Annotated in this window: 13 protein-coding genes and 1 tRNA gene; 12 read left to right on the top strand and 2 right to left on the bottom strand. The window is 68.8% G+C overall.

Features of this window, described 5'->3' with window-relative positions:
* Positions 1–52 precede the first annotated feature (52 nt).
* Positions 53–913 (top strand): AraC family transcriptional regulator, encoded by an 861-nt coding sequence (locus ABD116_RS01840; protein WP_343964060.1) that lies wholly within the window; start codon positions 53–55, stop codon positions 911–913.
* Here the strand turns inward: ABD116_RS01840 and ABD116_RS01835 are convergent.
* The gene (locus ABD116_RS01835) at positions 910–1,995 is read right to left on the bottom strand and encodes a serine hydrolase domain-containing protein (RefSeq protein ID WP_343964058.1); all 1,086 of its coding nucleotides are present in this window, start codon (positions 1,993–1,995) and stop codon (positions 910–912) included. The two genes, ABD116_RS01840 and ABD116_RS01835, sit on opposite strands and share 4 nt — an antisense overlap.
* A 99-nt stretch (positions 1,996–2,094) precedes the next feature.
* On the opposite strand from ABD116_RS01835, the gene ABD116_RS01830 reads away from it, so the two are divergent.
* The gene (locus tag ABD116_RS01830) at positions 2,095–2,928 is read left to right on the top strand and encodes a hypothetical protein (RefSeq protein WP_343964056.1); all 834 of its coding nucleotides are present in this window, start codon (positions 2,095–2,097) and stop codon (positions 2,926–2,928) included.
* A gap of 130 nt (positions 2,929–3,058) precedes the next feature.
* Here the strand turns inward: ABD116_RS01830 and ABD116_RS01825 are convergent.
* Positions 3,059–3,130: transfer RNA gene (locus tag ABD116_RS01825), tRNA-Arg, on the bottom strand.
* 155 nt (positions 3,131–3,285) lie between these two features.
* On the opposite strand from ABD116_RS01825, the gene ABD116_RS01820 reads away from it, so the two are divergent.
* From ABD116_RS01820 to rpmE, 10 genes are all read left to right on the top strand, one after another.
* Entirely contained in the window at positions 3,286–3,471 is a 186-nt protein-coding gene (locus tag ABD116_RS01820; RefSeq protein ID WP_343964054.1) for a PspC domain-containing protein, read from the top strand.
* Positions 3,472–3,498: 27 nt separating this feature from the next.
* Complete coding sequence (locus tag ABD116_RS01815) at positions 3,499–4,014, top strand: hypothetical protein (protein WP_343964052.1); 516 nt, start codon at positions 3,499–3,501, stop codon at positions 4,012–4,014.
* Between the two features lie 62 nt (positions 4,015–4,076).
* Positions 4,077–4,613: a hypothetical protein gene (locus ABD116_RS01810; protein ID WP_343964051.1), complete on the top strand. Its 537-nt coding sequence runs from the start codon at positions 4,077–4,079 to the stop codon at positions 4,611–4,613.
* 80 nt (positions 4,614–4,693) lie between these two features.
* Positions 4,694–6,355: an arginine--tRNA ligase gene (gene argS / locus ABD116_RS01805; RefSeq protein ID WP_343964050.1), complete on the top strand. Its 1,662-nt coding sequence runs from the start codon at positions 4,694–4,696 to the stop codon at positions 6,353–6,355.
* On the top strand, positions 6,352–7,755 hold the full coding sequence (lysA, locus tag ABD116_RS01800; protein WP_343964048.1) for a diaminopimelate decarboxylase: 1,404 nt from the start codon (positions 6,352–6,354) through the stop codon (positions 7,753–7,755). The genes argS and lysA overlap by 4 nt, the downstream gene beginning before the upstream one ends.
* On the top strand, positions 7,752–9,083 hold the full coding sequence (locus tag ABD116_RS01795; RefSeq protein ID WP_343964046.1) for a homoserine dehydrogenase: 1,332 nt from the start codon (positions 7,752–7,754) through the stop codon (positions 9,081–9,083). The genes lysA and ABD116_RS01795 overlap by 4 nt, the downstream gene beginning before the upstream one ends.
* Positions 9,084–9,085: 2 nt before the next feature.
* On the top strand, positions 9,086–10,162 hold the full coding sequence (gene thrC, locus ABD116_RS01790; RefSeq protein ID WP_343964044.1) for a threonine synthase: 1,077 nt from the start codon (positions 9,086–9,088) through the stop codon (positions 10,160–10,162).
* 1 nt (position 10,163) lies between these two features.
* The gene (thrB, locus tag ABD116_RS01785; protein ID WP_343964042.1) at positions 10,164–11,126 is read left to right on the top strand and encodes a homoserine kinase; all 963 of its coding nucleotides are present in this window, start codon (positions 10,164–10,166) and stop codon (positions 11,124–11,126) included.
* Positions 11,127–11,397: 271 nt separating this feature from the next.
* Positions 11,398–13,572 carry a transcription termination factor Rho gene (rho, locus tag ABD116_RS01780; protein WP_343964040.1) on the top strand — a complete coding sequence of 725 codons (2,175 nt, stop codon included), beginning with the start codon at positions 11,398–11,400 and terminating at the stop codon, positions 13,570–13,572.
* Positions 13,573–13,716: 144 nt separating this feature from the next.
* Positions 13,717–13,923, top strand: coding sequence for a 50S ribosomal protein L31 (gene rpmE / locus ABD116_RS01775; RefSeq protein ID WP_343964038.1), 207 nt, complete (start codon positions 13,717–13,719; stop codon positions 13,921–13,923).
* Positions 13,924–13,979: the final 56 nt, after the last annotated feature.

Here is a 13,979-nt window from a genome sequence, read left to right as displayed (position 1 = left end):
ATGCTGGCGCCCGCTTGCGCGATCCTGGCGACTTCGGTGGAACACTGGGGGAGTGGACCTGCTCGAAGAGCTCCGGACGCTGATCCTGCGACACGCCGTCGGGCAGCGCGGGCACAGCCGGCACCTGCTGGACGGCGTACAGGTCAGCCGGGTCGATGCGCCGACCGAGCTGAGTGCCGGGGTGGCCGAGCCGTCGGTGGCGATCGTTGCCTCAGGCGTCAAACTGACGCTGCTCAACGGGGTGGCCTACGAGTACAGCGCCGGGCAGTTCCTGGTCACCTCGCTGGACCTGCCGGTGATCGGTCAGGCGCTGAAGGCGAGTCCCGACGAGCCGTTCGCCGTGGTGAGCATCCGGCTCGACCCGCTGGACATCGCGCCGCTGCTGCTCGAGACGCCGGCCCGGCCACCGCAGTACGGCGGCATGGTGGTCAGCGACGCGACGCCGGACTTGCTCGATCCTGTCGTCCGGCTGCTGCGGATCGCCGACCGGCCGGACGACGTACGGGTGCTGGGGGCCGGTATCCGGCGCGAGATCCTGTGGCGGCTGCTCCTCGGTGACCAAGGCGCGCTGGTTCAGCAGATCGGGCTGGCCGACGGCATGCTCTCGCACATCTCGGACGCGATCGGCTGGATCCGCCGGCACCACAACGAGCCGATCCTGGTGGCCGACCTGGCCGAGGTGGCCGGGATGAGCCCGTCGACCTTCCACCGCCACTTCCTGGCCGCGACCTCGATGACGCCGATCCAGTTCCAGAAGCAGCTACGGCTGCAGGAGGCCAGGGTGCTGCTCCGCACGCAGCCGCTGACGGCCGCCGAGGTCGCGTACCAGGTCGGCTACACCAGCCCGGCCCACTTCACCCGGACGTACCACAAGGCCTTCGGCCGTACGCCGGCCGAGGACCGGACTCCCTAGTACGCGCCTTCGTAGGCCGCGAACACCATGCCTAGGCCACGGCCGTCACCGAGCGCGCTCTCTTCCAGCATCTGGTTCATCACATAGGCAACGGTCAGCCGGGCCTCGAGGTCGACCAGGACCAGTGAGCCGCCCCAACCGCCCCAACTGCAGGTCTGGCCCTGCACGCTGTAGCCCATCCCATAACGCATCCGCCTGCCGAACACCTCGTCCTCACCGAAGAACTGCTCCTCGAGGACGCGCTCGCACCCGGCCTTCGACAGCAAGCGCACGCCACGGGCCTCGCCGCCGTTGGCCAGCACCGACTGGACAGCAGCGACCGACCGCGCGTTGCCGAACCCACCGGCCGATGGGATATCCGCCCGTCGCCAGGCCTCGGTGTTGGCGGTCTCCGCCGGAATCGGCGGGTTCCCGGGCCCCGCTGCGACGATCTCGGGTGCTCTGGTCGGGGCCGGGATGACAGGGGAGACCCGGTGGTCGTCACCGGGCGGCACAGTCAGCTGGAAGTCGGCACCGAGCGGTCCGGCGACCTCCTCGGCGAAGTAGGTGGCGAGAGTCCGGCTGGTTGCCCGCCGGACGATCTCGCCGAGCAGGAATCCCTGGGTCACCGCGTGGTAGGCGCCGACCTCCCCCGGCGGCGCGCTCGGCGCCTGCTCGGCCAGCAGCCTGGTCATCAGCGACCAGTCGTAGAGCTGCTCGGTCCGTACCGGCTTGTCCCAGGTGGGCAGGCCGGCCGTGTGGCCCAGCACGTGCCGTACCAGGATCTTGTCCTTGCCCAGGGCACCGAATTCCGGCCAGTACTTCGCGACCGGCGCGTCCAGGTCGATCACCCCACGGTCGGCGAGGATCAGCGTCGTCAACGCGGCCATCGTCTTCGTCGTGGAGAAGACGCAGGTGATCGTGTCGGACTCCCAGGGCCTGGTGCGGGCCTCATCGAAGTACCCGCCCCACAGATCCACGACCAGCTCGTCACCCAGGTAGACGGCGACCGAAGCACCGACGTCCTTGTCGTCCAGAGACGCGACCAGCGCCTCCCGCACGGTCTCGAACCGCGCGTCGCAGGTCCCCTCCACCTCACTCATGAGCCCATCAAAGCCACTACGCGCGCCCGCACCAACCGATTTGTTCGGTAGGCACCGGGATTTCATCACTCTGACAGCAGGCGCTGCTACAACGAGTGAATGCGCAAACTGGGGATCTTCTTCGCGGCGGCGCTGACCGCCCTGCTCATTCCGCTGCAAGCCCACGCCGTCACCGGCTGGCGGATCGTCGGTTCCGACAACGCCCGGCCGCTCGACGAAGGCCAGGGGCTGGCGACCGTGACCCGCGGTGGCACCACGACGTACCGGTACACCGGCACCACGACCATCCCACTCGATCTGCTGGTCGGCGGCTGGAACCACGTCGGCGACCCCGGTGCCGCCGGGGGTTGGTACGTGGAGCCGTACCAGCGTGACGACCGCGGCGCGAAGCTCTACCGGGTGCAGTCGCCGACCGGCAAGTGGAGCAACTACAAGCACGCCCTGGAACCGTGGGAGGCCAGCAACAACAGCTTCTCCGCGGTATCTCCGGACGTGCGCTGGATGGTCACTGGTGAGTGGGGAACCATGGACCGCCTCCTGGTCCTGCCCATGCCCGGCGTCGGTGCCACCAACCCGGCCCAGAACCTCCCGTACGCCTCGGCGATCCGCCTGAACCACCAGGTCCGCGACATCCAAGGCTGCGACTTCGTCACCGCAACCCAACTCCTCTGCGCCTCCGACGACCCCGACGGCACCCTCTTCGGCACCACCAAGCCCCTGCTCCAGGTAGACCTCTCCGCCCCCGTCGGCACCACCGACGTCACCGGCACAGTCACCTCACTGGGCCAACTGCCCTTGCAGAGCGCCTGCACCGGCACCTTCGAGGTAGAGGGCATCGACTACTACGAACCCGACGCCACCCTCCGCGTCATCGTCCTCTCCCCAAGCATCTGCATCACCACCGACAGCAAGACCTACCGCTTCCAGCATTAGCAACCTGGCCCGCCACGGTGGGGGTCCGGGGGCGGAGCCCGCCGGGTGGGGCGTGGGGGCTTCGCCCCCACAAAACGGCGGGCGATCCAGGCTCGCGCTTTCCGCGAGCATGAATCGCCCAGATCGTCCGCGCCCCCGGCAGGATTCGAACCTGCGCACCCGCCTCCGGAGGGCGGTGCTCTATCCCCTGAGCTACGGGGGCTCAGGAACGAGCAGAACATTAGCAGGAATTTCGGTGAGGGTTCGCATTGGGGGAGACCCTGGTCGGTCCCTGGGTCTTCCGTGTGGCGGGATCCTGGTGGGTACTGGAGTCGTCATAGTGGACGTAACCCCAAGTACCGAAAGGAAAACGAACCCATGGCTAGCTCCTTGGTCCGGCCGTCCAGCAATCGTTGGATCGGTGGTGTGTGTGCCGGTCTCGCGCGCCGTTTCGGCATCTCCGCGAACACGATGCGACTCATCTTCGTGGTCAGCTGCCTGCTGCCCGGTCCGCAGTTCCTGATCTACATCGTGCTCTGGGTGCTGATGCCGTCGGAGGACTGATCAAGGCGGCATGAAACCCTGCTCCCCATGAGAGCGGGTCTGCTGGTGGTGGCCGTCACACTGAGCCTGGTACCGGCGTTGAGCGGCTGCCAGGTCGGCCCGGCCAAGCCGGCCGCTGCGGAGCTCAGGACGAGCGCACCCCCGTGGAGCGCGCCACGGGATGCGGTCTCGTACGTCGACAAGGCCGGGTTCGAGCGGTTGCCGCTCGACTTCAGCGGCCCGGCGCCGTACACGCTCAAGCTGTCCGTCACGGTCGACGGCAAGCCGGTGGAGATCCCGGCGGACATCGGCGTCGACCGGCTCCGCGCCGAGCAGGCGGCGGTGCACACGCACGGTACCGACGGCGTGTTGTGGGTCGAGGCGAAGACGAAGGCCGAGCGCCCGACCCTGAGCCAGTTCTTCACCCTCTGGGGCCTCAGGTACGACGACCACTGCCTGGCCGACGCCTGCGGCTCGCTGACCGTCACCGTCAACGGCGAGAAGGCCGCGTGGGACACCAAGCTCCCGCGCGAAAGCGTCGTCCAGGTCGAAGCCACCCACTGACCTGAGTGGCAGGAAGCGGCTATCTGTCCCTGAGATCCCCTAGGGCCTTGTTGACTGCCGGTATGAACACCAAGCTCGCGCTCGTCGCCACCGTCGCCGCCACGCTCACCCTGGCCGGCTGCGGCGGTTCCTCGGACGACAACGGCACGGCCGGCCCAGCACCCACCACGCCCGCAAGCCCCACGGCCACGCCCACGCCCGGCCCCGGCGACACCCCACCGCCAGACACCGCCGGTACGCCGACCCCGCCCGCGACCCCGTCGTCCACCCCCAAGCCTTCGATCCTGCCGAAGCCCACCAAGCCGGTCCCCACCGCGGCCGACGGGACCAACTACAAGGCCTGCGCCGACTCCCGCTGCGAGGTCGCCGTCCGCACCGGCACCCGCCTCCAGGTCAAGCGGAGCACCCTCGGCTTCACCAGCATCCTGAAGATCGACCGGGTGAGCAACGGCACCGTCGCCTACAGCGCCGACGGCGGCTGCTGCAGCATCAGCACCAGCGCCCAGGGCCCCGGCCAGAGCTACACCCTCAACAGCCTCAAGGTGACCACCGTCGCCGTCTCCGGCAAAACAGCCGTCCTCCGCCTCAAACCCGCCTGAGCGGACGCCCGGGAGCGCGGTCGTACCGGGCTGTGGATACTGAGTCAAGGGTTTGGGCGGCTGGCCATTAGGCTGGCCCGGTGACTCCGGAACAGCTCGCTGAGAAGATTCTGTTGGCCCTGACCGCGCTCGTCGACGACGGCGCGCTGACGGTCGAGGGCGGCCTGCCCGGTGAGCTCAAGGTGGAGCGGCCCAAGAATCCCGAGCACGGGGACTACGCGACCAACATCGCCATGCAGCTGGGCAAGCGCTCCAGCCTCGGGAACCCGCGCAAGCTGGCCGAGCTGCTGGCGGCCAAGCTGCAGGACGACGACGCCATCACGGCGGTCGAGATCGCCGGTCCGGGCTTCATCAACATCCGGGTCGCGGCCGATGCCCAGGGCAAGATCGCGGCGCAGATCGTCGAGGCCGGCCCGGCGTACGGGTCGAGCGACTCGCTCAAGGGCCAGCCGATCAACCTGGAGTTCATCTCCGCCAACCCGACCGGCCCGCTGCACCTGGGCCACACCCGCTGGGCCGCAGTCGGCGACGCGCTGGCCCGGGTGCTGATCGCCGCCGGCGCCAAGGTCACCCGTGAGTTCTACGTGAACGACCGGGGCGCCCAGATGGACAAGTTCGGCGCCTCGCTGATGGCCTCGGCCAACGGCGTACCGGTCCCCGAGGACGGGTATCACGGGGAGTACATCAACGACCTGGCCGCCCGGATCGTCGCTGAGGTGCCGGGGATCAAGGAGCTGCCCGAGGCCGAGCAGTCGGTCGCGTTCCGCGAGGCGGGGTACGAGCGGCAGCTCAAGGAGCAGCAGGACCAGCTGGCCCAGTTCCGGACCGAGTTCGACGTCTGGATGTCGGAGCGCAGCCTGCACGAGCAGGACGGGGTCGGTCACGCGATCGAGAAGCTCCGCGAGCAGGGGCATCTGTACGAGGCGGACGACGCGCTGTGGATGCGGACCACCGACTTCACCGACGACAAGGACCGGGTGCTGATCCGGACCAACGGCGACCCGACCTACTTCGCCTCCGACGCGGCGTACTACGTGAACAAGCGCGAGCGCGGCTTCGAGGTCTGCATCTACTTGCTCGGCGCCGACCACCACGGCTACGTGAACCGGCTGAAGGCGATCGCGGCCTGCGCCGGCGACGACCCCGAACACAACATCGAGATCCTGATCGGTCAGCTCGTCAAGATCCTCAAGAACGGTGAGGAGATGAAGCTGTCCAAGCGCGCGGGCACGATCGTCACGCTCGCCGAGCTGGTCGAGGAGAGCGGCGTCGACCCGCTGCGCTACACGCTGTGCCGCTACCCGGTCGACTCGCCGCTGACCCTGGACATCGAGGAGATGACCCGCCAGGTCAGCGAGAACCCTGTGTACTACGTGCAGTACGCGCACGCCCGGCTCGCCTCGATCCTGCGCAACGCCGACGAGCTCGGGATCAAGCTGGACGAGTTCGAGCCCGGCCTGCTCAGCCACGAGAAGGAGGGCGACCTGCTCCGCGCGCTGGCCGACTTCCCGCGCGTGGTTGCGACGGCCGCCGAGCTGCGTGAGCCGCACCGGGTCGCCCGATACCTCGAGGACACCGCCTCGGCGTTCCACAAGTTCTACGACGTCTGCCGGGTGCTTCCGCGCGGCGACGAGGAGATCGAGCCGGTGCACAAGGCTCGCTTGACCCTGGTCAACGCCACCAAGACCGTCCTCGCCAACGGACTCGACCTGCTCGGCGTCAGCGCTCCGGAGCGGATGTGAGGGCGCACGAGGCGGGCACGCTGCACGCCGACCTCGGACACAACTCGCCGCCGTGGCTGCGCGCGCCGCGTGACCCCAACGACCTGGTCACCTCGCTGTGGTCGACGACGGCCAAGAAGAACGGCGAAGGCGCGCTCGAGGTCGGCGGCGTCGACCTGCGTGACCTGGTCGCCGAGCATGGCAGTCCGGCGTACGTGCTGGACGAGGACGACTTCCGGTCCCGGGCCCGCGCGTTCAAGCTCGGGTTCAAGGACTTCGACGTCTACTACGCGGGCAAGGCCTTTCTCTGTACGACCGTTGTCCGCTGGGTGATGGAGGAGGGGCTCAACCTCGACATCTGCTCCGGTGGCGAGCTCGCCGTCGCGCTGCGGGCAGGCGCCGACCCCAAGCGACTCGGGTTCCATGGCAACAACAAGTCCGAGCAGGAGCTGGCCCGCGCTCTCGAGGCCGGCGTCGGCAGGATCATCGTCGACTCCGAGCACGAGATCAGCCGGCTGATCGAGCTGGCCAAGGAGCGCGGCCTGGTCGCGCCGGTGATGGTCCGGGTCACCGCGGGCGTCGAGGCGCACACCCACGCCTACATCGCGACCGCGCACGAGGACCAGAAGTTCGGCTTCTCGATCACCTCGGGCGCGGCCTACGAAGCCGTTGCCCGGATCAACGAAGCGCCGGAGCTGGAGCTGCTCGGGCTGCACTCGCACATCGGCTCGCAGATCTTCGACTCGTCCGGCTTCGAGGTCGCCGCCAAACGAGTGATCGCCTTGCACGCAAGGGTTTCCGACGAGCTCGGCGTGGACATGCCGGAGCTGGACCTCGGCGGCGGTTTCGGTATCGCGTACACCACCCAGGACGACCCGTCCGACCCCGCGCAGCTGGCCACCGAGATGGGCAAGATCGTCGAGCACGAGTGCCGCGGGCACGGTGTCGACGTGCCGAAGGTCTCGATCGAGCCCGGCCGCGCGATCGTCGGCCCGGCGATGTGCACGGTCTACTCGGTCGGCACGGTCAAAGAGGTCTCCCTCGACGCCGATGCCTACCGCACCTACGTCTCCGTCGACGGCGGCATGAGCGACAACATCCGCACCGCGCTGTACGACGCCGACTACTCCTGCACGCTGGCCAACCGGTACTCCGAGGCCGAGCCGACGCTGGCTCGCGTGGTCGGCAAGCACTGCGAGTCGGGCGACATCGTGGTGAAGGACGAGTTCATGCCCGCCGACGTCAAGCCGGGCGACCTGGTCGCAGTACCGGGCACGGGCGCGTACTGCCGGTCGATGGCGAGCAACTACAACCACGTACCGCGGCCACCGGTGATCGCGGTCAAGGACGGGCAGACGCGGGTCGTCGTTCGTCGCGAGACCGAGGACGACATGCTTGCACTGGACATGGGGGCCGAATGACCGAGAACGCAGAACCCCTCGAAGAGAAGCCCGGGGCGGGGCAGCGGCCGCTGAAGGTGGCGCTGCTCGGATGCGGCGTCGTCGGCACCGAGGTGGTCCGGATCCTGACCGAGCGGGCCGACGACCTCGCCGCCCGGGTCGGCGCCCCGCTGGAGATCGCCGGCATCGCCGTACGCCGGGCCGGCCGGGCGCGCGACATCGCGGTCGACCCGGCCCTGGTCACCACCGACGCGCAGGCACTCGTCTCGCGCGGTGACCTGGACCTGGTGATCGAGGTGATCGGCGGGATCGAGCCGGCCCGCAGCCTCATCCTCACCGCCCTCGAGCACGGCGCCTCCGTCGTCACGGCCAACAAGGCGCTGCTCGCCGAGGACGGCCCGACCCTGTTCGCCGCCGCGGAGAAGTACGAGCGCGATCTGTACTTCGAAGCCGCCGTGGCCGGCGCGATCCCGATCCTGCGGCCGCTGCGCGAGTCGCTGGCCGGTGACGACGTGACCCGGGTGATGGGCATCGTCAACGGCACCACGAACTACATCCTCGACAAGATGGACTCCACCGGCGCCGGCTTCGACGAAGCGCTCGAGGAGGCCCAGGCGCTGGGATACGCAGAGGCCGACCCGACCGCCGACATCGAGGGCTTCGACGCTGCCGCGAAGGCCGCGTTGCTGGCGAGTTTGGCCTTCCACACCAGGGTTTCCATCGCCGACGTGCACCGCGAGGGCATCACCGAAGTGTCCGCGACGGATATCGCCTCGGCCCGCGAGATGGGCTGCGTGGTGAAGTTCCTGGCGATCTGCGAGCTGGACGAGGACAACGACTCGGTCGGCGCCCGGGTCTATCCGGCGATGATCCCGCTGAGCCACCCGCTGGCCTCGGTCCGGGACGCGTACAACGCCGTTTTCGTGGAATCCAAAGCGGCCGGCCAGCTGATGTTCTATGGTCGTGGTGCCGGCGGCGCCCCGACGGCCAGCGCTGTCCTCGGGGATCTGGTGTCCGCCGCGCGCAACCGGCTCAAGGGTGTGCCGGGGGTCGGCGAGTCGTCGTACACCCAGCGGGCCGCCCGTCCGATGGGTGCCACCCGGACTCGCTATCACGTGTCGCTGGACGTGGCCGACAAGGCCGGCGTGCTGGCGGCGGTGGCACTGGCCTTCTCCGACCACGGCGTGTCGATCCAGACCGTCCGGCAGGAAGGCCGCGGCGGCGACGCGCAACTGGTCGTCGTCACCCACACCGCCACCGACGCCGCGCTCTCGGCGACCGTGGAAGCCCTGCGTGACATGGAGATCGTCCGTGAGGTCAGCAGTGTGATGCGGGTCGAAGGGGATTAGAGATGACGAAGCAGCGGCCACACCAGTGGCGAGGCGTGATCGAGGAATACCGCGACCGGCTCCCGGTCTCGGCGGACACTCCGGTGGTCACCCTCGGCGAAGGCGGTACGCCGCTGGTGGCCGCGCAGTGGCTGAGCGAGCAGACCAATTGCGAGGTCTGGCTCAAGGTCGAGGGCAACAACCCGACCGGCTCGTTCAAGGACCGCGGCATGACGGTGGCGATCTCGCTGGCGGCGCAGGCGGGTGACAAGGCGGTTGTGTGCGCTTCGACCGGCAATACGTCGGCTTCAGCCGCGGCGTACGCCGTGCGTGCCGGGATGCTGCCGTTGGTGCTGATCCCGGCCGGGCGGATCGCGAAGGGCAAGCTGGCGCAGGCGATCGTGCACGGCGCGAAGTTGGTGTCGATCGACGGTGGCTTCGACGACTGCCTGCGGATCGTGCGGGAGCTGGGCAAGCACTACCCGGTCGCGCTGGTGAACTCGGTCAACCCGGTCCGGCTGGAAGGCCAGAAGACCGCGGCGTTCGAGGTCTGTGACGCGCTTGGTGACGCGCCCGATCTGCACTTGCTGCCGGTTGGGAACGCGGGCAACATCGCTGCGTACTGGAAGGGCTACCAGGAGTATCGCAAGGACAAGATCTCCTCGAAGGTGCCGCAGATGTGGGGCTTCCAGGCGGAAGGCGCCGCGCCGATCGTCACCGGACGGATCGTCGAGAAGCCGGACACCCAGGCGACCGCGATCCGGGTCGGCAACCCCGCGTCCTGGACGCTCGCCGAAGCTGCCAGAGATGAATCAGGCGGCCGGATCGAGGCAGTCACCGACGACCAGATCCTCTCCGCCCAACGCGAACTGGCCGCCCGGGAAGGCGTCTTCGTGGAACCCGCCTCGGCCGCGGGCGTCGCCGGACTGCTGGCGACGAAGGCCGCCGGCCGGCTGGACGGCGGCTCCACCATCGTCATCACCGTCACCGGCCACGGCCTCAAAGACATAGACACTGCTCTGTCTTACGCAACGGTCAAGGAGACCCCAGTCACCCCGGCAGACACCGACGCGGTCGCCCGAGTAGCAGGACTGGCTTAAGTTGCCCCCGACCGACGGTGGTCCGGTTCATGTCCGGGTACCAGCCACTAGCGCAAACCTGGGCCCTGGGTTCGATGCGTTTGGGCTGGCTCTGACTCGGTATGACGAGTTGACGGTTACTCCGGGTGGGGACGGAGTGGTTGTCGAGGTGACCGGGCCCGGTGAGGGTGAGGTCGCTCTGGACGAGTCGCATCTGGTGGTGCGGTCCATCCGCGCCGGGCTGGATGCACTCGGCGCGTCGGTGCCCGGCTTCACCTTGCGGTGTGAGAACCGGATTCCGCATGGGCGGGGGCTGGGGTCTTCGTCGGCGGCGATCGTCGGGGGGATCGCGGCGGCTTACGGGCTGGCGGGGGAGCCGTTGGATCGGGATCACGTGCTGGAGTTGGCCAACGAGATCGAAGGGCACCCGGACAACGTGGCCGCGTGTGCGCTGGGTGGGTTCACGATCGCGTGGACCGACGGTGGTACCGGCCGGGCGATCCGGCTGGAGCCGATGACCGAGTTGTCGGTGGTCGCGTACGTGCCGTCGACGCGCGTTCTGACCAAGGAAGCTCGTGGGTTGCTGCCGTCCTCGGTACCGCATGCAGATGCAGCTGCGAATGCAGGACGGGCCGCGTTGCTCGTTGCAGCGTTGACCTCGCGGCCCTCGTTGCTGATGACGGCGACCGAGGACTGGCTGCACCAGGAGTACCGGCAGCCCGCGATGCCCGAGAGCCTTGCCCTTGTGCACAAGCTCCGCGGAAGCGGTCTGGCCGCGGTCGTCAGCGGCGCCGGTCCGACGGTGCTGGTGCTGGGCGACGAACCCGAGCGAGCGGAGGAGGCACCCGACGGCTGGCACCGGTACGAGCTCGGTATCGATCCACTCGGCGTACAGGTCTGGTCCGCCGATGCAGAACAACTGCTCGCCGAGGGCGGGAATGAACGATCCCGGACACGCGTTGAACACCTCGAGGCAGCAGACTGACCCTGATGGGTGCTAGTCTCGGATCACCCGATCCCCTCCAGGTGATCGGCGAACTCTCGCCGCATCGGGCTTTGTTCCCGGCACCCCAGGTGTAGGTGGCGATCTCCCAGAGAAGAACTTGCGCCGCCTGCGCCGGAGATTTCCGGGGGAACCCAGATTCAGCGAGAGCCGCCTCCTTGTTACCCCGCGTCGCCGTTTCGTCGGTCGCGGGAGATGATTCCGGGCGATGAGCCTCTCAGGACATCGTCCATCCGTGTGGGAAGGACCTCACGTGACAGAAACTGTTGAAGCCTCCAGCGGAGCCGGTACCTCGGCCCCGGGCACCGACGCGACGGCTACCGCCGGAACGCGGCGCCGCAAGGCCGGAGGCGGCCTCGAAGGCATGCTGCTCCCCGAGCTCAAGCAGCTCGCCGGGACGCTCGGCATCAAGGGCACCGGCGCGCTGCGCAAGGGCCAGCTGATCGAGGCGATCAAGGCGACCCAGAAGGGCGCCGGCTCGGGCGGATCCCGTGCGCGATCGAGCCAGCCGACCCTGGACGAGGCCGCCGCGGAGCCCGTGGCCGTCAAGGCCGAGGCTCCGGCCAAGGAAGCGCCGCAGCGGGCCGGCAGCCGCCGGACGCGCGCCGCCGCCACCCAGACCAGCACCGAGCCGGCCGAGCAGACCGTCGCCGCCGCCAAGGTGGTCGACAAGGTGGCCGAGTCGTCGCCGGTCGCGGTGCAGAACGGCGCGACGGCCGAGGCCGTCCAGGCGCCGGAGAAGACTCGTGAGCCGGTCGACAGCCCGTCGGCCGAGCAGGGCTCCGACCGTGGCGACAGCCGCGGTGACCGGGGCGAGGGCAACCGCGACCGCAACCGTGGCCGCGACAACGCGCGGGACAACCAGCGCGACGGCCAGACCCGTGACAGCCAGACCCGCGACAGCCGGGACAACCAGTCCCGCGACGGCCGCGACGGTCAGGCCCGTGACGGTCAGGCGCGTGACGGTCAGCGTGATGGCCAGCAGAGCCGTGACGGTCAGCGGGACGGCAACCGCGACGGTCAGCGCACCGATCGCGACGCCAACCGGGATGGCGGCCGCGACAACAACCGCGACCGGCAGAACCAGAACGACCGGGGCGAGGAGGGCGAGGGCCGTCGCCGTCGCCGCCGGGGCCGCGATCGTGACCGGGTCGGCACCGACCGTCCCACGAACGACCGCAACGACCGCAACGACCGCGGCGGCCGGGACAACCAGCGCAACCGCGGCCGCAACGACCGCTTCGAGCCGGAGCCGACGATCAGCGAGGACGACGTGCTCGTCCCCGCCGCCGGCATCCTCGACGTGCTCGACAACTACGCCTTCGTCCGGACCAGCGGCTACCTGCCGGGCCCGAACGACGTGTACGTCGCGCTGTCGATGGTGAAGCGCTACGGCCTGCGCAAGGGTGACGCGATCACCGGCGCGGTGAAGCAGCCGTCGGACGGCGAGCGCAAGGAGAAGTTCAACCCGCTGGTCCGGATCGACACCGTCAACGGGTCCGACCCCGAGGTCGCCAAGCAGCGTCAGGACTTCAACAAGCTGACCCCGCTGTACGCGACCGAGCGGCTCCGGCTCGAGACCGAGCCGGGCATCCTGACCACCCGGATCGTCGACATCGTCAGCCCGATCGGCAAGGGCCAGCGCGGCCTGATCGTCTCGCCGCCGAAGGCCGGTAAGACGATGGTGCTGCAGGCGCTCGCCAACGCGATCACCACGAACAACCCCGAAGTACACCTGATGGTCGTGCTGGTGGACGAGCGGCCCGAAGAGGTCACCGACATGCAGCGCACGGTCAAGGGTGAGGTCATCGCCTCGACCTTCGACCGGCCGGCCGACGACCACACCACGGTCGCCGAGCTGGCGATCGAGCGGGCCAAGCGGCTCGTCGAGCTCGGCCACGACGTCGTCGTGCTGCTGGACTCGATCACCCGCCTGGGCCGGGCGTACAACATCGCGGCCCCGGCCAGCGGCCGGATCCTGTCCGGTGGTGTCGACTCGTCGGCGCTGTACCCGCCGAAGCGGTTCTTCGGCGCGGCCCGCAACATCGAGGACGGCGGCTCGCTCACCATCCTGGCGACGGCGCTGATCGAGACCGGCTCCAAGATGGACGAGGTCATCTTCGAGGAGTTCAAGGGCACCGGCAACATGGAGCTGCGGCTGCGTCGCGAGTTCGCCGACCGCCGGATCTTCCCGGCCATCGACGTGGTCGCCTCCGGTACCCGCCGCGAGGAACTGCTGATGAGCAAGGACGAGACCCAGGTCGTCTGGAAGCTCCGCCGGGTGCTGTCCGCCCTCGACGGCCAGGCGGCGCTGGAGCTGCTGATCGGCAAGCTCAAGGAGAGCAAGTCGAACATCGAGTTCCTGCTCCAGGTGAACAAGACCACCCCGTCGGCCGGCAACGGTCACACGACGGACAACGGTAACTAGCAGTAGCCGCTTGCTGACCGGATCGCCCCGGAATACCGGGGCGATTCGTCAGGTTGGGCCACTAGATGGCAAACTTGTCTGTTGGTTCCGGTTCACGTTCGTACCAAGCGGACGACCCGGCGCCCCTTTGACTCGAGGAGATCCATGAAGAGCGACATCCACCCGAACTACGTGAAGACCACGGTGACCTGCACCTGTGGCGCGTCGTTCGAGACCCACTCGACGGCCGAGAGCGGCACCATCCGCTCCGAGGTCTGCTCGCAGTGCCACCCGTTCTACACCGGCAAGCAGAAGATTCTCGACACCGGTGGCCGCGTCGCCCGCTTCGAGAAGCGGTACGCGAAGAAGTAGCTGCAAAAGCTCTGGGCGAGGTGTGCCTGCGGACAGCGCAGGCCACCTCGCTTTTG

This window comes from Kribbella koreensis (genome assembly GCF_039525325.1).
GTDB lineage: Bacteria > Actinomycetota > Actinomycetes > Propionibacteriales > Kribbellaceae > Kribbella > Kribbella koreensis.
This window is presented reverse-complemented; position numbering and strand designations above follow the sequence as displayed.